Annotated in this window: 20 protein-coding genes; 6 read left to right on the top strand and 14 right to left on the bottom strand. The window is 59.2% G+C overall.

What is annotated here, in order from left to right; translation table 11 throughout:
* Positions 1-17: 17 nt before the first annotated feature.
* Genes gnd through K5R88_RS06060 form a run of 3 tightly spaced genes read left to right on the top strand, consistent with a single transcriptional unit; the run spans position 18 to position 3,339 of the window.
* Complete coding sequence (gene gnd / locus K5R88_RS06070) at positions 18-998, top strand: phosphogluconate dehydrogenase (NAD(+)-dependent, decarboxylating) (RefSeq protein WP_226299435.1); 981 nt, start codon at positions 18-20, stop codon at positions 996-998.
* Positions 995-2,518: a glucose-6-phosphate dehydrogenase gene (gene zwf / locus K5R88_RS06065; RefSeq protein WP_008029913.1), complete on the top strand. Its 1,524-nt coding sequence runs from the start codon at positions 995-997 to the stop codon at positions 2,516-2,518. Before gnd ends, zwf begins: the two co-directional genes overlap by 4 nt.
* Entirely contained in the window at positions 2,515-3,339 is an 825-nt protein-coding gene (locus K5R88_RS06060; protein WP_226299434.1) for an HAD family hydrolase, read from the top strand. The genes zwf and K5R88_RS06060 overlap by 4 nt, the downstream gene beginning before the upstream one ends.
* Before the next feature lie 97 nt (positions 3,340-3,436).
* Here K5R88_RS06060 and nhaB read toward each other — a convergent pair whose 3' ends face one another.
* The 3 genes from nhaB to K5R88_RS06045 all read right to left on the bottom strand — a co-directional run bounded on the left by nhaB (position 3,437) and on the right by K5R88_RS06045 (position 6,851).
* On the bottom strand, positions 3,437-4,939 hold the full coding sequence (gene nhaB / locus K5R88_RS06055) for a sodium/proton antiporter NhaB (RefSeq protein WP_008029909.1): 1,503 nt from the start codon (positions 4,937-4,939) through the stop codon (positions 3,437-3,439).
* Between the two features lie 78 nt (positions 4,940-5,017).
* Positions 5,018-6,307 (bottom strand): hypothetical protein, encoded by a 1,290-nt coding sequence (locus tag K5R88_RS06050; RefSeq protein ID WP_223451641.1) that lies wholly within the window; start codon positions 6,305-6,307, stop codon positions 5,018-5,020.
* A 280-nt stretch (positions 6,308-6,587) separates the two neighbouring features.
* A complete protein-coding gene (locus tag K5R88_RS06045; protein WP_223451640.1) occupies positions 6,588-6,851 on the bottom strand; it encodes a hypothetical protein in 264 nt (87 codons plus the stop codon).
* Between the two features lie 343 nt (positions 6,852-7,194).
* Here K5R88_RS06045 and K5R88_RS06040 point away from each other — a divergent pair, with 343 nt between their 5' ends.
* Entirely contained in the window at positions 7,195-8,520 is a 1,326-nt protein-coding gene (locus K5R88_RS06040; protein WP_223451638.1) for a sigma-54 dependent transcriptional regulator, read from the top strand.
* Positions 8,521-8,589: 69 nt separating this feature from the next.
* Here K5R88_RS06040 and K5R88_RS06035 read toward each other — a convergent pair whose 3' ends face one another.
* From K5R88_RS06035 to K5R88_RS05995, 9 genes are all read right to left on the bottom strand, one after another.
* On the bottom strand, positions 8,590-9,870 hold the full coding sequence (locus tag K5R88_RS06035; protein WP_223451636.1) for a hypothetical protein: 1,281 nt from the start codon (positions 9,868-9,870) through the stop codon (positions 8,590-8,592).
* 46 nt (positions 9,871-9,916) lie between these two features.
* Positions 9,917-10,657: a hypothetical protein gene (locus K5R88_RS06030; RefSeq protein WP_226299433.1), complete on the bottom strand. Its 741-nt coding sequence runs from the start codon at positions 10,655-10,657 to the stop codon at positions 9,917-9,919.
* Positions 10,658-10,690: 33 nt separating this feature from the next.
* Positions 10,691-11,371, bottom strand: coding sequence for a C39 family peptidase (locus K5R88_RS06025; protein ID WP_223451632.1), 681 nt, complete (start codon positions 11,369-11,371; stop codon positions 10,691-10,693).
* Between the two features lie 62 nt (positions 11,372-11,433).
* Entirely contained in the window at positions 11,434-12,744 is a 1,311-nt protein-coding gene (locus K5R88_RS06020; RefSeq protein WP_226299432.1) for a heme utilization protein, read from the bottom strand.
* A 51-nt stretch (positions 12,745-12,795) separates the two neighbouring features.
* Positions 12,796-13,368 carry an adhesin gene (locus K5R88_RS06015; protein WP_192227105.1) on the bottom strand — a complete coding sequence of 191 codons (573 nt, stop codon included), beginning with the start codon at positions 13,366-13,368 and terminating at the stop codon, positions 12,796-12,798.
* A gap of 1 nt (position 13,369) precedes the next feature.
* A complete protein-coding gene (locus K5R88_RS06010) occupies positions 13,370-13,804 on the bottom strand; it encodes a hypothetical protein (protein WP_192416286.1) in 435 nt (144 codons plus the stop codon).
* Between the two features lie 357 nt (positions 13,805-14,161).
* A complete protein-coding gene (locus tag K5R88_RS06005) occupies positions 14,162-14,686 on the bottom strand; it encodes an AAA family ATPase (protein WP_008029890.1) in 525 nt (174 codons plus the stop codon).
* Positions 14,683-15,246 carry a nicotinamide riboside transporter PnuC gene (gene pnuC, locus K5R88_RS06000; RefSeq protein ID WP_223414246.1) on the bottom strand — a complete coding sequence of 188 codons (564 nt, stop codon included), beginning with the start codon at positions 15,244-15,246 and terminating at the stop codon, positions 14,683-14,685. The genes K5R88_RS06005 and pnuC overlap by 4 nt, the downstream gene beginning before the upstream one ends.
* 476 nt (positions 15,247-15,722) lie before the next feature.
* Positions 15,723-17,357 (bottom strand): methyl-accepting chemotaxis protein, encoded by a 1,635-nt coding sequence (locus K5R88_RS05995; protein ID WP_226299431.1) that lies wholly within the window; start codon positions 17,355-17,357, stop codon positions 15,723-15,725.
* A 293-nt stretch (positions 17,358-17,650) separates the two neighbouring features.
* On the opposite strand from K5R88_RS05995, the gene K5R88_RS05990 reads away from it, so the two are divergent.
* Both K5R88_RS05990 and K5R88_RS05985 read left to right on the top strand, forming a co-directional pair.
* Positions 17,651-18,481, top strand: coding sequence for an undecaprenyl-diphosphate phosphatase (locus K5R88_RS05990; protein WP_223451628.1), 831 nt, complete (start codon positions 17,651-17,653; stop codon positions 18,479-18,481).
* Complete coding sequence (locus K5R88_RS05985) at positions 18,478-18,903, top strand: DUF1294 domain-containing protein (protein ID WP_192227108.1); 426 nt, start codon at positions 18,478-18,480, stop codon at positions 18,901-18,903. Before K5R88_RS05990 ends, K5R88_RS05985 begins: the two co-directional genes overlap by 4 nt.
* Here K5R88_RS05985 and K5R88_RS05980 read toward each other — a convergent pair.
* Together K5R88_RS05980 and K5R88_RS05975 are read right to left on the bottom strand one after the other, a co-directional pair.
* The gene (locus tag K5R88_RS05980) at positions 18,900-19,259 is read right to left on the bottom strand and encodes an MmcQ/YjbR family DNA-binding protein (RefSeq protein ID WP_008043775.1); all 360 of its coding nucleotides are present in this window, start codon (positions 19,257-19,259) and stop codon (positions 18,900-18,902) included. The two genes, K5R88_RS05985 and K5R88_RS05980, sit on opposite strands and share 4 nt — an antisense overlap.
* The gene (locus K5R88_RS05975; protein ID WP_008029879.1) at positions 19,256-20,164 is read right to left on the bottom strand and encodes a LysR substrate-binding domain-containing protein; all 909 of its coding nucleotides are present in this window, start codon (positions 20,162-20,164) and stop codon (positions 19,256-19,258) included. Before K5R88_RS05975 ends, K5R88_RS05980 begins: the two co-directional genes overlap by 4 nt.
* Positions 20,165-20,271 lie beyond the last annotated feature (107 nt).

The following is a 20,271-nucleotide window of genomic DNA, read 5'->3' as shown; positions in this document are numbered from 1 at the left end:
GTAGGGAGCATCAGCACATGCAACTCGGGATTATTGGACTGGGCCGCATGGGCGGCAATATTGCGCGGCGCCTGATGCTCAACGGGCACACCACCGTTGTTTACGACCGCAATACCGCCTTCGTCGACACCCTGGCCGCCGAAGGCGCCAAGGGCGTCACCGACCTGCCGGCCCTGGTCGCCGGCCTGGCCAAACCACGAGCGGTCTGGATCATGCTGCCGGCAGGCGCACCGACCGAAGACACCATCGACACCCTGAGCACCTTGCTTGAAGCCGGCGACACCATCATCGACGGCGGCAACACCTTCTATAAGGACGACATTCGCCGGGCAAAAACCCTCTCGGAAAAAGGCCTGCACTACATCGATGTCGGTACCTCCGGCGGCGTCTGGGGCCTGGAGCGCGGTTACTGCATGATGATCGGTGGCGAAGCCGACGTGGTTAAACGCCTCGATCCACTGTTCGACAGCCTGGCGCCTGGCATGGGTGACATCCCGCGCACCAAGGACCGCAAGTCGGACGACGATCGCGCCGAACGCGGTTACATCCACGCCGGCCCCGCAGGTTCCGGCCATTTCGTGAAGATGATCCACAACGGCATCGAATACGGAATGATGCAGGCCTTCGCCGAAGGCTTCGACATCCTCAAGACCAAGGCCAGCACCAACCTGCCGGAAGACCAGCGCTTCAACCTGAACGTCGGCGATATCGCCGAAGTCTGGCGTCGTGGCAGCGTGGTCTCGTCGTGGCTGCTCGACCTGACCGCCGATGCCCTGGCTGCCGATCCGCAGCTCGATAATTTCTCCGGTTCCGTAGCGGACAGCGGGGAAGGTCAATGGACCATTGAAGCGGCCATGGAACAAGCGGTACCGGTGCCCGTGCTGTCGAACTCGCTGTTCGCCCGCTATCGCTCGCGTGGCCAAGGCACCTTTGGCGACAAGATTCTCTCGGCCCAGCGCTTCGGCTTCGGCGGCCACGTGGAGACTGCGAAGAAATGACCCGTTTGATCCGCAATAAATCCAAGGCAGAACCCGCACCACCGACCACGCTGTTCCTGTTCGGTGCCCACGGTGACCTGGTCAAGCGCTTGCTGATGCCGGCGCTGTACAACCTGAGTCGCGACGGTCTGCTTGGCGATGGACTGCGGATCATCGGCGTCGACCACAACGCCATCACCGACGAAGCGTTTGCCCAGAAGCTCGAAGACTTCATTCGGGCCGAAGTGGCAAGCAAAGTCGGCAAGGGCGATCAAGCCCTTGACCCGGCGTTGTGGGCCAAACTGGCCAAAGGCATCAGCTACGTCCAGGGCGACTTCCTGGACGACAGCACGTATCAGGCGCTGGCGGCGAAAATCGCCGCCAGCGGCACCGGCAACGCGGTGTTCTACCTGGCCACCGCGCCACGTTTCTTCAGCGAAGTGGTGCGTCGTCTCGGCGCTGCCGGTTTGCTGCAAGAGACGCCGGAAGCGTTCAGAAGGGTAGTCATCGAAAAGCCGTTCGGCTCTGACCTGCACACCGCCGAAGCCTTGAACGCGTGCTTGCTCAAGGTCATGACGGAAAACCAGATCTACCGGATCGATCACTATCTGGGCAAGGAAACCGTGCAGAACATTCTGATCAGCCGGTTCTCCAACAGCCTGTTCGAAGCGTTCTGGAACAACCATTACATCGACCACGTACAGATCACCGCCGCGGAAACCGTCGGCGTGGAAACCCGTGGCAGTTTTTATGAACACACCGGCGCCCTGCGGGACATGGTGCCCAATCACCTGTTCCAGCTATTGGCGATGGTGGCCATGGAACCGCCGGCTGCCTTTGGCGCCGATGCGGTTCGCGGCGAGAAGGCCAAAGTAGTGGGGGCGATCCGTCCCTGGTCCACCGAAGAGGCACGGGCCAATTCGGTGCGCGGCCAATACGCCGCTGGCGAAATCGACGGCAAGCCGTTGGCGGGTTATCGCCAGGAAAACAACGTAGCGCCCGACAGCACGACGGAAACTTATGTCGCGCTCAAAGTCATGATCGACAACTGGCGTTGGGTCGGCGTGCCGTTCTACCTGCGCACTGGCAAGCGCATGAGCGTGCGCGACACCGAGATTGTCATCTGCTTCAAACCGGCGCCTTACGCGCAGTTCCGTGATACCGAGGTCGATGAGCTGCAACCGACCTATCTGCGGATTCAGATTCAACCCAACGAAGGCATGTGGTTCGACCTGTTGGCCAAGCGCCCCGGCCCCGCGTTGAAAATGGCCAATATCGAACTGGGTTTTGCCTACAAGGATTTCTTCGAAATGCAGCCGTCCACCGGCTACGAAACCCTGATCTACGATTGCCTGACCGGCGATCAGACGCTGTTCCAGCGCGCCGACAACATCGAGAACGGCTGGCGTGCCGTGCAACCGTTCCTCGATGCCTGGCAGCAGGATGCGAGCGTGCAGACTTACGCGGCGGGCGAAGACGGGCCGGCGGCGGCAGAAGACCTGCTGACCCGCGATGGTCGCGTCTGGCATAGCCTCGGATGAGTGACGAAACGCAACAACCCATCCGCTTTTTGCTCAGTGACATGGACGGCACATTGTTACTGCCCGATCACAGCCTCAGTCAGCGCACCATCGACGCGGTCCGTTCGTTGCGTGAGTCGGGCGTGCTGTTCAGCCTGGCCACCGGCCGGCCGCCGAAAGCCATGCTGCAACAGATCGAAGCCTTGGGCGTCGATCTGCCGACGGCGGCGTTCAATGGCGGCACCATCGTAAACCCCGACGGCAGTTTGCTGGTCGCGCATTACTTGCCGGCAACGGCCGCGCTGACCACGTTGACGCAGTTTGCCGATCTGCCGGACATCGAGGTGTGGGTGTTCAGCGGCGGCGACTGGCTGGTGAAAGACTCGAATGGCCCCATGGTGCCACGGGAACAGCACGGCCTGGGGTATCCGCCCGTGGTGGTGGAGAGTTTCGAGCCCTATCTGGAATACATCGACAAGATCGTCGCGGCGAGCAACAACACGCAGTTGTTGATTGAGCTTGAGGCGCAGTTGCTGCCCAGGGTCGAGGGCCAGGCGCAGGTGTCACGCTCGCAGCCGGTGTACCTCGACGTGACCGCGATGCAGGCAAACAAGGGGGACGCACTGGCGACACTGGCAGAGTTCCTCGGTGTACCGCTCGGGCAGACCGCCGCCATGGGCGATGGCGGCAATGACCCGGCGATGTTTCATCGCGCCGGATTGTCGATTGCCATGGGTCAGGCGGAGGAGGCGGTGAAGCGTCAGGCCGACGTAGTGACCGGGGCCAATACCGAAGACGGCGCGGCGCAGGCGATCGAGCGGTACATCATCAACGCAGGTTAACCGCGTTATCGTTCTTCGCGGGCAAGCCTCGCTCCTACAAGTTAGCGGTGAATCTGTAGGAGCGTGGCTTGCCCGCGAAGGCGTCAAACCTGCCGACTCAAAGCCAGAAACTCACCGCATACCAGCCCAGCACACCCATCACCACCGTATACGGCAACGCCATCCACACCATCCGCCCATACGACAGGCGAATCAGCGGGGCAATCGCCGACGTCAGCAGAAACAGAAACGCTGCCTGGCCATTCGGCGTCGCCACGCTCGGCAGGTTGGTGCCGGTGTTGATCGCAATCGCCAGTGTCTCGAAATGCTCACGGCTCATGTGGCCGGAGATGAACGCCTGTTTCACTTCGGTGATGTAAATGGTCGCGACGAACACGTTGTCGCTGATCGCCGAGAGTAAACCGTTGGCAATAAACAGCATGCCCGGTTGCTGATTCGCCGGCAGCGCCAGCACCCACTGGATCAGCGGCGTGAACAACTGCTGGTCGTGAATCACCGCCACTACCGCGAAAAACACCACCAGCAGCGCCGTGAACGGCATGGCGTCCTTGAAGGCGTTGCCGATGCGGTGCTCGTCAGTGATGCCCGTGAATGCGGTAATCAGCACGATCACCATCAAGCCGATCAAGCCGACTTCGGCAATATGGAACGCCAGGGCGGCAATCAGTATCAGCGCCGCCAGCCCCTGAACGATCAGCGCAGCGCGTTGGTGTGAGGTGCGTTGGGCGTTGTCTTCGGCGGCGTAATTGGCCAGCACCGCGCGCACGTTGTCTGGCAGGAGCGTGCCGTAACCGAACCAGCGCAGTTTCTCCAGCAGCACGCAGGTCACCAGGCCCGCCACCAGCACCGGCATGGAAACCGGGGCGACTTTCAGGAAGAACTCAGAGAAGTGCCAACCCATTTCGTGGCCGATCAGCAGGTTCTGCGGTTCGCCGACCAGCGTGCAAACGCCACCCAGTGCAGTGCCCACGGCGCCGTGCATCAGCAAGCTGCGCAGGAAGGCGCGGAACTGTTCGAGGTCCCCGTGATGCAGCGTTGGCAGATGCTGGTCATCGTTGAATTCGCTGTCCTGGCGCGGATCGTTACCCGAAGCGACACGGTGATACACCGAGTAAAACCCCACGGCGGCACTGATGATCACAGCGGTCACGGTCAAGGCATCGAGAAAAGCCGAGAGGAACGCCGAAAGAAAGCAGAACATCAACGCCAGCATGGCTTTGGAGCGAACGCCGAGCAGCAGGCGCGAAAACAGAAACAGCAGCAGGTCTTTCATGAAGTAGATGCCGGCCACCATGAACATCAGCAGCAGAATCACCGGGAAGTTGTGCAGCAGTTCGTCATACAGCGCCTGAGGCGTGGTCATCTTCAGCAACAGCGCTTCGACCAGCAGCAAGCCGCCCGGCATCAGCGGATAGCACTTGAGCGCCATGGCCAGGGTGAAGATGAATTCCAGCACCAGCAGCCAACCGGCCGCTACCGGACCTACGGTCCATAGCACCAGGGCATTGAGAATCAGGAAACCGACAATACTGGCCTTGTACCAGCGAGGTGAGTGCCCGAGAAAATTATGCGCGAACGCCTGGGCCATTGAGCCGGACATCGGCTGCTCCTTGTATTAAGAAGCGCGCAACTTGCCGCAAGCGGTACGGAAGATCAAGCGCAGGAAAGCTCGGCAGGCCTATCCCAGATAGCGAGCGACGATTGCCCGGTAGTTGCCATCCAGTGAATAGCCGCCTACGACAATGTTGCCATCGTCCTGCACGGCCAGCGACGTTGCGGTATCCAGGCTGCGACCCAGGCGGGTGCGGACCCAGCCGATGCCTTTGCCGAACAGCTCGTCGAGTTGTCCGTCAGGGCGATGCCGGGCCAGGATGAAGTCGGCTTCGACACCGCCGATGGTCGCGCCAACGGTCAGCACACGCCCGTCTGCAAGGGCGTGGGCGGCGGTCCACTGGCAGCCACTGTGGCCGATCCCCAGCAAATGCGGCTGGCCACCGTTGCAATGGATGTCCGGGCGACCGTTGCTGTGTACTTTCAAGGCCATGCAATGCATCGGGTCGCGGCTGCTGCCAAAACAGTGCAGGTCGCCGTTGGCCTGCTGGACGACCTGGCTGACCTGGGCGTGACGCCCTTGTGCCAAGAAACTCATGAAGCCATCCACGGCGAAACGGTCGTCCAGGCTGCCGTCGCTTAGATAGCGCGCAAGCAGGCCTTCTTCAGGGAAGTTGATCGAGCCGCCCACCAGAATCCGGCCGTCGCGTTGCACCAGCAGGCTGCTGAGCCAGGTGTTCATCAGCAGGTGTCTGACCAGGACGAAGCCACGACCGTTGAAGGTGTCGTCCAGCGAACCGTCGGGGTTGAGTCGCACCAGCAGGCCGACGTGATCGGCCAGTTCAAAATGATGATTGGCCAGCAGGACCATCCGGCCGTCTTCCTGCACGCACACATCACAGGCTTCGGCGCCCGGTACGCCGGGGGGAAGCCAGGCATCCCGCACGCCCCGGGAAAGATTGCCCGGCAGGCGCACGACACGGCGTCCGTTGTCGCCAAAGTCGGGGACCGGTTTGCCTTGCTGATCGAACAAGGCGAGGGCAGGCAGTGTCTGGTGCTCATTTTCATAGTGCAGGCCGGCCAACAGAATGCACCCGTCGGGCCGGATCAGCACTTTGCCACCCATGGACTCGAAGCCGGGTTCGAATTGGCTGATGACACTGCCTTGTTTGCCGAACGCCAGATCCGCCGAGCCATCCGCAAGCAGGCGGGCCAGACCGAAGCGGCTGCCGCTCGGGGTTCCGACCTTGGCCGCGACGAGCAGCCGGCCTTGTGAATCAATCGCGACGCCGGTGGCCATGCTCGACGTGCTGCCGGCGAAATACACCTGGGTTTTACCGGCGCTGGCAAAGGTTTTGTCGAGCTCCCCGGCGGCGCTCAGCGTCGCAGGCAGGACCACAGCGGTCTGGGTTGACATGCACGCATCTCCTTGCGAGTCGTCTTGATCCAGGAGTTGGGGGGCGACTTATAGTAGAAACATTCAATCCCTGAATGATTGGTTGCACAACTGTAATAACTAACAGACGGAGGGGCGTTTTGTGCCAGAACAGTGTCTTTTCGACCCACTGACAAGCCTGCCAAGTATTTGGCCGCGTTCAGGTACAAATAAATGTTGCGCGTATTGTCTGCTGGCAAGGCCGGCAAACTAACGATCATGGGGGAGGGTGCGGATTACCGATAAGTAATCCGCAAAAAGATTAGTGCGGCATCGACCACGATTGCAGCGCGTAACCTTCCTGGCTCAGCTCTTTACGGGCTTCTTCCAGAACATGTTCCAGTTGTGCCGGGTCGGTATAGGCACTGCTTGGGATCTGCTTGCGAATGCAGGTATTGGTGCGGTCGATGACGGTCAGGCTGAGTTCGCCGTTGCCGTCTTGTGGGGCCCAGGCCACGCATTGAAATGGCTTGAACGCGCGGTCGGCAATCAAAAGAGCTTCGTTGATACGGAGCGGGGCGGTCATGGGGTCTTCTCTCTGTATGCCCAATCAAGTGATGTGCCGTCGGTTGGGCTTACCGTTCGGCTGGTTACTTGTACTGATGCCCGCAACCGGTGGGTGGGTCACATACAATTAAAAGAATTTTCAACTTTCTTTCATCGGTTCGAGGTTTCGACGGCTTTTGAAAGCTGGGTGAAAGGTTCGAGTCGTTAGGTAACTAATAAAGTTGCTTCTTATAACTGCTTGCGCGCACTTCCTATAGTCAATCGATACAAGACAGTGTCAAATTCTTGCTAGTGTTACAGCCAGATCCGCCAAATGATTGTTTTTAATAAAATTTCATAAAATTTGGCGTCAAGGAACAGTCATGATCGAAGCGCCTGCGTTACGACGTCTGTTAGTAGTGGACCCTTGCGACGACTGTCATCGCCTGCTGCCAGGTCTGCGTTCTGTAGGTTGGGATGTTGATAGCTGTACGCTGGAAAATGCCGCTGACCGAACCTGCGACGTCGGCCTGTTGCGGCTCCAGCCTTTTCATCTGGAGCACCCCGAGGCGGTCAAGGAACTGATCAGCCGCAGCGGCACCGAATGGATCGCCGTGCTCAATCAGGAAGTCCTGCGGCTGCAAAACGTCGGGGACTTCGTCTGCGAATGGTTTTTCGATTTCCACACCTTGCCGTTCGATGTCTCCCGGGTTCAGGTGACACTGGGTCGGGCGTTCGGTATGGCGCGTTTGCGTGGTCAAGGCACGGTTCACATCGATCAGCCCGAACACGAGCTGCTTGGTGACAGCAAGCCGATTCGCGAACTGCGCAAACTGCTGAGCAAGCTGGCGCCAACCGAATCTCCGGTGTTGATTCGCGGCGAGAGCGGGACCGGTAAAGAACTGGTCGCCCGCACCCTCCATCGGCAATCCCAGCGCCACAGCAAACCCTTTGTCGCGATCAATTGCGGCGCAATTCCCGAACACCTGATCCAGTCCGAGTTGTTTGGCCACGAGAAAGGAGCCTTTACCGGCGCCCATCAGCGCAAGGTCGGGCGGATCGAAGCGGCCAATGGCGGCACTCTGTTTCTCGACGAGATCGGTGACCTGCCGCTGGAGCTACAAGCCAACCTGTTGCGTTTTCTCCAGGAAAAACACATCGAACGCGTGGGCGGCAGCCAGCCGATTCCGGTCGATGTGCGGGTGTTGGCGGCGACCCACGTCGACCTTGAAGCGGCCATCGAGAAGAAACGCTTCCGCGAGGATTTGTATTACCGCCTCAACGTGCTGCAAGTGGTCACCGCCCCGCTGCGTGAGCGGCATGGCGACCTGTCGATGCTGGCCAACCATTTCTCCCATTTCTACAGCCATGAAACCGGCCGCCGTCCGCGCAGTTTCAGCGAGGACGCACTGATCGCCATGGGCAAGCACGACTGGCCGGGCAACGTGCGCGAGCTGGCCAACCGTGTACGTCGCGGGCTGGTTCTGGCGGAGGGCCGGCAGATCGAGGCGCGTGACCTCGGGCTGATCAGTCAACACACAATCGCTGCGCCGATGGGCACCCTCGAAGACTACAAGACCCGCGCCGAACGCCAGGCGTTGTGCGATGTATTGAACCGCCACAGCGACAACCTGAGTGTCGCCGCCCGAGTGCTGGGCGTGTCGCGGCCAACCTTCTACCGACTGCTGCACAAGCACCAGATCCGTTAGGGCGGGGCGAAACGAAAAGGCCCGCTGCGATGAACCTCGCAGCGGGCCTTTTTCATTCAGGTGTAGCGGTTAGAAGTAGTACGGGAATTTCAGGCTGAAGGAAAAGTCTGGCGCGTCGTCGGTCAGGCCAATGGCCAGGTTGGGGACGATCGTCAGGTTGTCGGTGGCTGCCATGGTCATGCCGATGTTGAAGTTGGCCGCGTTGTAATCGCTGTTGGAAATTGATTGCCAATCGCCACCGTCGGGCTTGATTTTGCTTTTGCGGGCGAACTGGTCGGTGAACGAGAACGACATACTCATCTTCTCGTTCAAGGCGAATGCAATGCCGGCGCCGACTTGCCAGGAATCGCCCAGTTTCACGTCTCCTTTCACCTTGGAGCCGACCTGAGGGCTGATGTCGCTGAAAGAGTCCTCCATGTTGTAGGTGTAGGCCAGGGTGCCGAACAGCACGGCCGGGTCGAAGGTCTTGACCAGCGAGATACCCGGGGTGATCGACCAGACGCCGTTACCGGTAGGCAAGTCCTCGGGGACCGCGAGGTTGTCGTTGTTCGGGTCTTCGACCAGTTTGATGCCGTAAGGGTCCTTGCCGGTCGGTGCCTTGACACGCAGTGTAAAGACCGCGTCTGGCAGACTGACCGACTCATCCAGAAACTTGTAAGCAACGCCAACGTTCACATCGCCGATGGTCGGGTCGCGGGTGACGGTTGCGTCCGACGTCACGGGGCCGGCGCCACCGGCGCCACCGGAGGAATACGTCGACTCGCGATAAACCACGGGGACGTTAATGTCGAACTGCCAGCGCTGCGCCACGTTGTAGCGGGCAGTCAGGTCCAGTGTCCAGTTGTCGGCCTTGATGCGGTCGAGGTTGATGTTGCCGAGGAAAATCGAGTCCAGTGCCAGAAAACCATTGAGCGTCAGCGCGCGTGTATCGAAGTGCGTGTAGGTGAGGCCGGTTTCGACACTGAACTTGCCGCCGCCGAAGAACCCGCTGGCTTCGTCATACAGGTTGGAAACGCTTTGCGCCGGCTCGGCATCTTCTTTGAGCGATTGGCCGTATGAACTGCCTGTGGTGCCCGGCGCACCGGCAGCCACCGTCTGGCCACCCCTGGCCGGCTCGGCAGGGGATTTGGTCAGGCGTTTGGGGGCCGGTGTCGCAGGTGCTTCTTCTACTTGGCGAACGCGCTGTTCGAGTACCATCAGAGCGTTCTGTTGTGCTTCGTAACGCTGTTTCAACTCCATGAGTTCTTGTTTTAATGCTTCGACCTGGGGGTCCGGTGCTGCGTACAGCAATGTGGCCGGGGCCAGGCTACTCAAACAAACGATAGCTCTGAGCGTTATGGATCGGTGCATGGGTTAGCCGTCCCTTCTGACTGCATCTGATGAGACTGAGCGTAGATCAGAATCCTAGAGTGCGAATTCCTTTGAGTTGGTCCAGGTTGCCGTTCAGTGAACCGGTTGATGACAGGTTGTCGCGCAGCACAACGTTGATCGACATCATGTTTCTGACCTGGTTACCACCGCCAAGCAGCGTCGCGTTTTGCATCAGCCCGCCTTGGGCAAGGCGCTGCACGGTGCTGCCCTGGTTGTTGTTGGCGATGATGTTGAGCTGCACGCCCGTACCGGTAGCGGAAATACTCATCACGCCGGCACCGTTGGTGTGGTTCAGGGTTGAGCCCGAGGCCAACGCTTGCCCCTGGTTGTCCATCTGTGGTGCCTGGCTACCTCTGCTGACGTTGAGATCAACGTTGTTGTAAGCGCTGTTGTTGTCGCCGGCAGCGCGCACAACCTGAGTGACGCCCTGGGTAGTGTTCAAACCGTTACCGCCGCTGACGATTCCTGTGCCCTGAGAAACCGCCGAGCCATCGCCATTCACGTCGATCATCGACACATAGAACTGTGGCTTGATGGTCGTTTGTTGAATTTGCATCGAGGAGGTTGCCCCGATCACCTGACCGTTGGCATTTTGCCAGGTGCTGGTCATGACAATCCCGAAACTGATGACGCGTCCCGGCATGACATAGCGGCCTCGCAGGTTCGCCAGTTCCTGATCGCTCAGTTCAATGGGTTTGAACGTCTGTGCCTGGGTTGGCAGGCTGGCGGCCAGGCAAGCCACGGCCAGCCAGATTGGAGTCTTCATTAGATGCTCCCGGAGCGTCATGCTCCCTTGTTATTAGAAGAAGTCGCTTCGGATAAATCCGAAGTCCAACAACTCTGCGTCTTGCACCGGGCTGAAGGTGTCGAGGCGGTTCCTGGCGGTCAGTGGCACGGGAGGGTCGAGCAGCGCGTTGGTTTTGTCGTAGCCCTGGCCAATGACGGCAAAGATGATGCCGTTCCAGCCTTTGACAAAGTCGTCGACTTGGTAGCGTTTATGACCGAGTACCGGATCTCCGATGTATACCCAGCCCTTTTGGACTTTTTGCAGGACCACAAAATGTTTGTAGCCACGGATATCCATGAGGACCACGACCGGAATTCTGATGTCGTTCAGCGTTTCCGGCGCCACCCGGTAGCCACGGGCCCGCATGCCGATACTTTCCACGTAACGCTTCATGTCGAGCATGGAGAAGCCCTGAACGCGGACAAGGTCTTGATCGGCATGTGCCAGCATGCCTTCGATGATCTGTTCTTCGTTCACGTCCAGCCAATAGGCCTGGCGCAATATCGTCGCCAGCGCAGCTGCGCCGCAACTGAAGTCGGTTTTCTGTTGCACCAGGTCGGCAAATTTACGCTCGCGTATGCTCTGGATCGGCTTGTACACCACCGCGCCGCCCGGCAGGACGGAAAGCGGCATTTGTGCAGCCTCGATCACACTGGACACACAAAGCAAAAGTACCAAGGCGATAATGCGCATGGTGGGACGCCCTCTGGTTGTGTTGAAAAAGGCCCCCGTGAGGGGGCCTCCAGAGACAGCCATCAGAACGATTGGTTGGAAATGGCCAACGAGTTGCTTTGTTGGTTACCCACACCGGCAGCCACGTTGACGCCGAGGTTGCCACTGCCGCCATTCACCGAACCGCTCAGGGTTGCAGTGTTGGTGACAGGGTTAGCCCAGCCATTTGGGGTCAGGATTTGATAGGAAACTGTGTTGCTCAATTCCCATGCATTGCTTTCGCTGTAGCCCTTCTCTTCGTGTTTGGTAGAAGCGGACGATTTCTCGCCTGATTTCTCGAACGAAGAGTCAAACGATTTTGAGAACGAAGAATCGAACTTCTTCTCGAACGAAGAGTCGGTCGATTTTGAGTGCTCTGTATCGATAGATGCTTTAAGCGATGCGTCAACCGATAGGTCGACAGACTTGCTGCGAGTGCGATCGCCATAGCCGTTATTATGAGTAACGGTTTTGGTGACATTCGCATCTGCGGTCAAAACAGCGTCAACAGCAGCATGGCTGGTGGAGCTCTTGTCGGTGCTTTTTGATCCGTTTGCATCAAAGTGCTTGGTGCCGCTGACGTCAAAACTGCTAGCACCTTTCTTGGTCCAGTTGCTGGACGCGCTCTTATCAATGTTCAACTCGGAGTTATGGCTGAAAGAGGAATTACCGCTTTTGGTTGTGGTTAGCGTCACCGTCGTCAGGGCGAAGTTCCGATCGGCGTTGTTATTCACTACCAGACCAGGACCATTCTGATCGGCGGAGGCGGTGGCTGTTGCGTTACCCAGCGGCGAATTGGAGTTGGCAATCGCCATGGTGTTTTTCTGTTGGTTCAGGTCGCCACCGGCAATGTTGATCCCCATATTGCCGTTGCCACCATTGCCCGATCCGCTCATCACGGCAGAGGCTGTGGTGTTGTAGTTGTCGACCTTGTTGTGGTTGCTGTACTGCTTGACGCTGGCAGTGGCAGTGGCAACCCCGAACACGAAGGAGTTATCCAGAGCGGAAGTGGCGCCAGCGTTCGCGATGGCGGCAGCGTTGTCCTGTTGGTTGCCGTCGCCTGCCGCCACGTTGATACCGACGTTGCCGTCGGCGCCTGTGGCAGAGTCGGTCATCTCTGCCTTGTTAATAGTCCCTTCGTTACGGATGCGATTGTTGGTGCTGCTTTGTTTGTCGTAGGCATTGGCAGTCGCGTAAACAGGGATCTTCATTGGAGGAGGAGTGTGGTGACCGTTGTTATGATGGCCATTGTGGTGGTCATCGTGACGCCGATCGTTTTGCCCAGCTTGTACAGCAACAGCCATGACCGCAGCAATTGCGAAAACCAGAGGCTTGAGTGCCGTCGAAGGTTTCATGGTGATTCTCCGTACTTATTTTAGGTTAAGTGTTGTTCCTAACTGTTTGGGTCAATCCGCGACCCGTACGTTCAGGGTGTTGGCCATTCGGTTTCCCACCCCGGCGCTCTGATTCAACTGAATCACCCCGCGGCTACCGGTGAATGCCTGGTCACTGGTAGAGACCTGGCGATAGCCTGGTGCAGAGTCAGTCGGATCGGAGTTTTTGATCAGCGCCACGTTCTGTTGCATGAGGACGCTGTCGTCGATACTTTGCGGTTGATTGCTGATGCTTATCCGCAGGGCATTGGCTTGCTGAGTGCTGGCACCGGCGCTCTGGTTGACACCCAGTACGCCGTAGCCGCGGCTGAAGGAGTCGCCCTGAATGCTGGCTCGAGCATCCATCCTGGGGTCGACTTCGGTATGCAATCGTTGGCGAATCTGCGTGGTCGCGCTGGCGCCATGGCCCATGGCGATGGCCCGGGCATTAGCCTGTTGCTGCTGATCGCCGGCAGCCTGGTTGACCGCGAAGTTACCTTGGTACTGCGCGCCCGAATTACTGATGTCGGCATTATTGATGACGGGGGGTTGAGCAAAGCTCGATGCGCTGCAAAACATAGCGATAATCAGCAGCTTACGATTCATCTCAACGGCCTCCCGTAATGACGTTCAGACCGCTCAGGCCTCGCTGGACGCTTGAATTGACCAGGTTGGAAATACCGTTGCCCGAACCTCCCGAACGTCCGGCGGGAAGGTTGGAAAGCTGATTCTGGGTGGTGATGTTGCCGCCCAGGTTTGTGTTGCCTAACGTGACGAGGCGGGTGATCCCGGCACCACTGGCAACGTTGGCAAAGTCGCCGTCGTTCAACTCGTTCGTTTGCCTGAGGATTTGTTGGCTCGGGTTGGCATTGGCGGTCGTGGGGTTAGGGTCGGGAGCCACCGGCGCTTGCACGGCGTTTCGTGTCTGGACATCACGCTTGATAATGATGATGCCGTCGTCAGCCTGGACACTTGAGCCCAATGCGCATCCGATCAGGAGGAGGCAGGTAAAGCCTTTATTGAAAGTATTGAAAGTCCCCACAGTGGCAATTCCTTCTTTTTGTGGGCTGGCCCTAGTCAGCGATGTGAAGGAGAGAGCGAATGCTGTGCCGTTTTTTGAATTTTGTTTTAATTCAACGGGTTAAAAATTTTGTCCGGGAGGCCGATGTCGGTGCTGTTTCACGTCTGAGACGGGCGCGGGCGCTTTTGTCCAACAAAAGCGGTTGCAGTGCTCTAGATCAATGCTTTGCGCCGAGGTGTATTGGGGGCTTAACAGCTGACGGGCGAAGAGGGTGCAGACCGCTGAAACGGCCTGTTTGGGGTGGGGTGGGTGTAACAGGTATGGACACTTTTGCCCCCAAAACAGGGGAATTACTGGGTGAAAACCCCTAAAAACGGGTCAGGGGTTCAGCAGCAGGGTGACGGCTTGCAGTGCCTGAAAACGACGTTCCGCCCAGTTTCCCTGCAGAATTTGAAAAGGCTGTTGATGGGTTTCAAGCCATGTCAGGGTTGCGTCGAAAAATGCCCGGCGCTCGCTCAAATCGGGTTGGCAGCGTTGGCCATCATCCTTCCAGTCGACCTGATCGGGAGACAGCAACAGGTGCAAGTCGTACTGGCGAGCCAGCAGCGCCTGCTCGATCCACGCGGGGCAATCGCCAAACAGGGTCTGGCTCCAGAGGATGTTACTCAGCAGGTGGGTATCGAGAATCAGCAACGATGGCTGCCGGGCCCGGGCCTCGTCTTCCCATTGCAATTGCCCGCGGGCGATCTCCGGAATGTCGGCCAGGCAGGTATCACGCGGATTTTGTTCGATAAACCAGCGGACATATTCGTCGACCAGCACTCCGCCGAAATGCGCTTGCAACTCGGCCGCGAGCCAACTCTTGCCGCTGGATTCGGGGCCGGTGAGTACCAGGACTTTCATGTGCGCAATGCCGGGTCGGTGCGCCATTCCCGCCAGCCTTGAACGGCGATCACGGCAAACAACGCATAGAGCCCGGCGGTCAAGTACATGCCCTTGTAGACGAAGAGCCCGACGAAAACCACATCCAGGGTGATCCACAGAGGCCAGCATTGAACGCGCTTTTGCGCCATCCAGACCTGCGCCACCAGGCTGAACCCCGTCAGTGCCGCATCGAGCCAGGGCTGCGCGGCATCGGTCCAGTGCGCCATGGCCGCGCCGAGCAACAGACTGCCGAGGGCACCGATGGCCAGGCCTGTCGCGATCGATTTGCCCTTGAGTTGGCTAACCTGCCGCCCTTGCCGCGCAACCCCCGCGCGGGTCCACTGCCACCAGCCATAGAGCTGCAACGCGGCGTAGATCACCTGCAACAGCATGTCCGAATACAGCTTCACTTCAAAAAAGACCCAACTGTACAGCGACACCATGACCAGACCGATCGGCCAGCACCAGGGGTTCTGTTTGACCGTCAACCAGACGGCAATGACACCGAGGGCGGCGGCAAACAGTTCAAGCCCGGACATGGAGGTTCCTTGGAGCAGACGAAGAGGGGAGCGAATTGTACCCGGATTGCAGCGGATGAGGCTGTGCTGGCGAGGGAGAAAGCACTCGTTGACCTGTAGGAGTCCGGCTTGCCGGCGATGGCGATTTCACTGGCGCTATCGCCAGCAAGCCGGCTCCTACGGATCGCGGGGGTGTTGGGATTTGTGGGTTCACCCGAAACCTGTAGGAGCCGGCTTGCCGGCGATGGCGATTTCACTGGCGCTATCGCCAGCAAGCCGGCTCCTACGGATCGCGAGGGTGTTGGGATAGTGGGCTCACCCCAAACCTGTAGGAGTCCGGCTTGCCGGCGATGGCGATTTCACTGGCGCTATCGCCAGCAAGCTGGCTCCTACGGATCGCGGGGGTGTTGGGGATTGTGGGTTCACCCCAAACCTGTAGGAGTCCGGCTTGCCGGCGATGGCGATGTCGCGGGTGCCATCACCGGCAAGCCAGGCGCCTACACGCGGAATTGTTTGAGCAACCCGTTCAACTGCTCACTCAGTTCCTTGAGGTGGACGCTGGCCACGCTCGACTGTTCCGCCGCCAGCGCCGTGCTGTGGGACAAACCGGCTGCCTGGGTCACGTTCTGGTTGATGTCTTCGACCACATGGGCCTGTTGCAGGGTGGCGCTGGCAATGGAAGCGTTCAACCCGTTGAGATTGCGCAGTGCCTGGCCAATGGCATTCAGGCTTGCACCGGCGAGGCCGGCCTGCTCGATGGTCAGTTGCGAGGCGCGGCTGCTGTCGCCGATGACCTTTACCGCCGCTTCGGAATGGCTTTGCAGGCGTTCAATCATTGCCTGGATCTCGGCGGTGGACTTCTGCGTGCGCTGGGCCAGCAGGCGCACCTCATCGGCCACGACGGCAAACCCGCGCCCCTGCTCACCGGCACGGGCGGCTTCGATGGCCGCGTTGAGGGCCAGCAGGTTGGTTTGCTCGGCGATGGAACGGATCACTTCCAGCACGCTGCCGATCTGAGTGCTTTCGGCGGCGAGGGTGCGGATGACTTCCACGGCCTGATCAATCGTTGAAGACAGCTTGTCGATTTGTTGCAGGCTGCTGTCGATGTTGACCTGGCCCTGCTGCGCCTGAGACTCGGCATCGCGCATCTCGCTGGCGGCGTGCTCGGCGTTCTTCGCCACGTCCTGCACGCCATAGGTCACTTCATTGATGGCCGTGGCCACCAGTTCCATCTGTTGCGATTGCTGCTGGCTGCGTTGCTGGGCCTGGACGGCGTCGTTGCCCAGTTCGCTGGACGACTGGCCCAGGGCGCTGGCGGACACCTGCAATTCGCTGATCACCAGTCGTAGCTTGGCGGTGAACGCATTGAAGTGGTGTGCCAGCTGCGTGACTTCGTCCTGACCGTGGGTGTCGAGGCTGCGAGTCAGATCGCTCTCGCCGCTGGCAATGTTGGCCATGGCGTTCACGGTGTCCTGCAGCGGACGGACGATGCTGCGGGCAATCAGGATCACCAGCAGCGCCATGATGGCGGCGATCACCAGCCCGACTACTGTCGCTTTCCAGACCTGGCCCATGAACTCGGCTTGCATGTCATCTATATACACGCCCGAGCCGATCACCCAGCCCCACGGTTCGAAGAGTTTGACGTAGGAGGTTTTTGCGACCGGCTCGCTGGCGCCCGGTTTCGGCCAGCGATAGTCGATCGGGCCGGCGCCCTTGGCCTTGGCGAGGGCGACCATTTCATTGAACACCGCAAAGCCGTCCGGGTCGCGGATCGCCGAGAGGTTCTGGCCATCGAGCTTCGGGTTGGCCGGGTGCATGATCATCACCGGCGTCAGGTCGTTGATCCAGAAGTAGTCGTTCTGGTCATAGCGCAGGCCGCGAACGGCGGTCAGCGCCTGTTTCTGCGCAGCTTCGCGGGTCAGCGTGCCGGCGGTTTCGAGCCCGTGGTAATAGGTCAGAATGCCGCTGGCCGTCTGCACGACGTGCTGGGTTTTCTGCGCCTTGGCGTGATACAGGTCCTCGTGAATCTGCTTGAGCATCAACACGCCCAACGTCAAAAGCATCATGACGGCCACGATCAAAATCAACCACAAACGCCGGCTGATCGACATATTGCGCAAGCTGTTCATAACGCTGTCACTCCTGTTTCTTTTTCTTGTAATAAACGACCGCCAGCATCCAACCACATTTTGCCGATCGGGCATATCCGACCCAAGTCCAATAACGTGGCAGCGTTATTCAGCCTTGTCTGATAGGATTTCGGCCCCGCACGGAAAAACCTGAATCCAAGTTGATTTTTCACGGAATTTTTACGGTTTCGTCTGGATTCTGTGCGCGTCTGGCTGCAACTGCGCTGATCGCAGTCAATGTTTTGAAAAATATTAACGGGGCATGCGGTGGCGCATCGCTTCTTGGGGGATTGATGGATCTTTGGACCGCCTTTCAGGCATTGATACTCGGCGTTGTAGAAGGGCTGACGGAGTTTTTGCCCATTTCCAGTACCGGACACCAGATCATCGTGGCCGACTTGCTCAATTTCGGTGGCGAGCGGGCGATGGCGTTCAACATCATTATTCAGCTTGGGGCGATCCTCGCGGTGGTGTGGGAATTTCGCCGCAAGATTTTCGATGTCGTCATCGGTTTGCCGACGCAACCCGGCGCTCGACGCTTTACTGCCAACCTGCTGATTGCCTTCATGCCGGCCGTGGTCCTGGGGGTGATTTTCGCCGACCTGATCCACCATTACCTGTTCAACCCGATCACCGTCGCCACCGCATTGGTCGTGGGCGGCATCGTGATGTTGTGGGCGGAGCAGCGTCAGCATGAAGTGCATGCTGAAACCGTCGACGAGATCACCTGGAAAGATGCCTTGAAAGTCGGCTTCGCCCAGTGCCTGGCGATGATCCCCGGCACTTCGCGTTCAGGTGCGACAATCATTGGTGGTTTGCTGTTCGGGCTGTCGCGCAAGACGGCCACCGAGTTTTCGTTTTTCCTGGCGATGCCGACCATGGTCGGTGCGGCGGTGTACTCGGGCTACAAATACCGCGACCTGTTCGTCCCGGCCGATTTTCCGGTGTTCGCCATCGGTTTTGTCACCGCGTTCATTTTCGCAATGATTGCCGTCCGGGGCTTGCTCATATTCATCGCCAGCCACAGCTACGCGGTGTTCGCCTGGTACCGCATTGCATTTGGCCTGCTCATTCTCGCTACCTGGCAGTTTGGCTGGGTTGACTGGACCTCGGTCAAGCCATGAATGACACCCGCGCACGCAACAATCCCGGGCGCCAGTCCGGGGGCGGAATCCAGAACCCACGGCTGAAACTGCTGGTGTTCGCGATGGTGTGTGCGCTGCCGTTGTTCGGCTCGATGTCGTTCTGGCTGCGAGGGGTTTCGCTGATTCCCCTGGCGGCCTATGGCATCGTCAGCGTGCTGGCGTTCTTCCTTTATTGGAGCGACAAGCGCAAGGCCCGGACTGATAGCTGGCGCACGCCGGAAAACGTGTTGCATGCGGTGGAACTCGCCGGCGGCTGGCCGGGCGCGTTGCTGGCCCAGCAGGTGTTTCGGCACAAGACCCGCAAAGTGTCGTTTCAGTTGCTGTTCTGGGTGATCGTGCTGCTGCATCAGGTGTTCTGGATCGATCAACTGTTCCTGGGCGCCAATCTGGCGCTGCTTTAAAGCAGCAGCCCGACCTGCGTGCGTTTGGGCAGTTTGCTCACCACCAGTTGATGGGAACGTTGCAGCAGCCCTTGCAGTTCTTCGCTGCCCAGCGGGTAGGGCGTTTGCATGATGATCCACTGGGCCCGGGCCAGATACGGCGCCGGATGAATGCCCGGGCGGTCGCAATGCCCCAGAAACAAGTCCTTGTCGACCTTGAACGCCAAAGAGTCGCCCCGCAGGTTCTGCAGGGCGAACATCTTGTTTCCGGCAATCGAAAACACCCGCACGCCACCCCACTTGTAATCTTCCCGCGCCCCCGGCAGCGCGAGACAGAATTGCGCGACATCCTCTTCGCTCATACGCCCAGCCTTCATATCAGTCGGTCCCCACAGGCATTGAATGATTCGATCAAATGGTCGAGCCAGGCGCGAACGGCCGGCATCACCCCGCGCCGATGAGGGTAGACCGCTTGCAGCCAGCCGCCAGGCAAAGACCAGTCGGGCAGTAACTGCACCAGCGCGCCGCTTTCCAGTTCCTGCTCGCAATACATCATCGGCAGCATGGTAAAACCCTGGCCGGCGAGGGTGCAGGCCCTGCGCACGATAAAGTCATCGATGCCCAGTCGCGCTTCGAGGGCGAGTTCATGACTTTTACCCTGTTGGTCGAGCATGCGGATGTGCACCATGCGGTCCGCTTCCAGAGCGCCGAGCACCGGCAAGCCCTTGAGGTCTTCGGGATGATTGATTGCTCGTCCATGAAGAAAACCCGGACTGGCCACCATCAGCATCTGCGCCTGACGCAGGCGCCGGGTCACCAGCAGCGGGTCTTCATCACCCGGTTCGCGAACCCGCAACGCGACGTCGACGCCCTCGGTCACCAGATCGACCCGGCGATTTACCAGCATGACCTCCAGCTGGACATGAGGGTATTTCTCGAGGAATTTACTGATCACCGTTGGCAACATTTCGTGAGCCAGCCCGACGGGGGCGGACACCCGCAAGCGTCCGCGAGGTTCGCTGGACATGCTGGCCACGGCCTCATCGGCCATCTCGGCTTCCAGCAGCATGGCCTGACAGTGGCGTAAATAGCGCTCGCCCACAGCGGTTAGCTTGAGCTGCCGGGTGGTGCGTTGCAGCAGGCGCGCGCCCAGGCGTTCTTCCAGTTCGGCGATGCGGCGCGACAACCGTGATTTGGGAATCCCCAGCAAACGCCCGGCTGCCGCGAACCCGCCGGCTTCGACCACTTTGGCGAAGTAATAGAGGTCATTGAGGTCTTGCATGGTGTTAACTCGATTGTTCTATCAGTGAGACGAACTATCGCATTGTTGCGGTCTAATCAGCTATTGGTTTCGTCTGTAGGATTGTCTCCATCAGATCGCCTCGTGGC

This window comes from Pseudomonas sp. MM213, assembly GCF_020423045.1.
GTDB lineage: Bacteria > Pseudomonadota > Gammaproteobacteria > Pseudomonadales > Pseudomonadaceae > Aquipseudomonas > Aquipseudomonas migulae.
The sequence above is the reverse complement of the archived record's forward strand: the minus strand, read 5'-3'. Positions and strand labels throughout refer to the sequence as shown.

Coding starts and splice junctions, on each gene's coding strand:
- K5R88_RS05990 (WP_223451628.1), top strand. CDS start 17,651: ATGGATCTTTGGACCGCCTTTCAGGCATTGATACTCGGCGTTGTAGAA.
- K5R88_RS06020 (WP_226299432.1), bottom strand. CDS start 12,744: ATGAAACCTTCGACGGCACTCAAGCCTCTGGTTTTCGCAATTGCTGCG.
- K5R88_RS05985 (WP_192227108.1), top strand. CDS start 18,478: ATGAATGACACCCGCGCACGCAACAATCCCGGGCGCCAGTCCGGGGGC.
- K5R88_RS05980 (WP_008043775.1), bottom strand. CDS start 19,259: ATGAAGGCTGGGCGTATGAGCGAAGAGGATGTCGCGCAATTCTGTCTC.
- K5R88_RS06025 (WP_223451632.1), bottom strand. CDS start 11,371: ATGCGCATTATCGCCTTGGTACTTTTGCTTTGTGTGTCCAGTGTGATC.
- K5R88_RS06030 (WP_226299433.1), bottom strand. CDS start 10,657: ATGAAGACTCCAATCTGGCTGGCCGTGGCTTGCCTGGCCGCCAGCCTG.
- K5R88_RS06005 (WP_008029890.1), bottom strand. CDS start 14,686: ATGAAAGTCCTGGTACTCACCGGCCCCGAATCCAGCGGCAAGAGTTGG.
- K5R88_RS05975 (WP_008029879.1), bottom strand. CDS start 20,164: ATGCAAGACCTCAATGACCTCTATTACTTCGCCAAAGTGGTCGAAGCC.
- nhaB (WP_008029909.1), bottom strand. CDS start 4,939: ATGTCCGGCTCAATGGCCCAGGCGTTCGCGCATAATTTTCTCGGGCAC.
- K5R88_RS06040 (WP_223451638.1), top strand. CDS start 7,195: ATGATCGAAGCGCCTGCGTTACGACGTCTGTTAGTAGTGGACCCTTGC.
- pnuC (WP_223414246.1), bottom strand. CDS start 15,246: ATGTCCGGGCTTGAACTGTTTGCCGCCGCCCTCGGTGTCATTGCCGTC.
- K5R88_RS06045 (WP_223451640.1), bottom strand. CDS start 6,851: ATGACCGCCCCGCTCCGTATCAACGAAGCTCTTTTGATTGCCGACCGC.
- zwf (WP_008029913.1), top strand. CDS start 995: ATGACCCGTTTGATCCGCAATAAATCCAAGGCAGAACCCGCACCACCG.
- K5R88_RS05995 (WP_226299431.1), bottom strand. CDS start 17,357: ATGAACAGCTTGCGCAATATGTCGATCAGCCGGCGTTTGTGGTTGATT.
- gnd (WP_226299435.1), top strand. CDS start 18: ATGCAACTCGGGATTATTGGACTGGGCCGCATGGGCGGCAATATTGCG.
- K5R88_RS06050 (WP_223451641.1), bottom strand. CDS start 6,307: ATGTCAACCCAGACCGCTGTGGTCCTGCCTGCGACGCTGAGCGCCGCC.
- K5R88_RS06035 (WP_223451636.1), bottom strand. CDS start 9,870: ATGCACCGATCCATAACGCTCAGAGCTATCGTTTGTTTGAGTAGCCTG.
- K5R88_RS06060 (WP_226299434.1), top strand. CDS start 2,515: ATGAGTGACGAAACGCAACAACCCATCCGCTTTTTGCTCAGTGACATG.
- K5R88_RS06015 (WP_192227105.1), bottom strand. CDS start 13,368: ATGAATCGTAAGCTGCTGATTATCGCTATGTTTTGCAGCGCATCGAGC.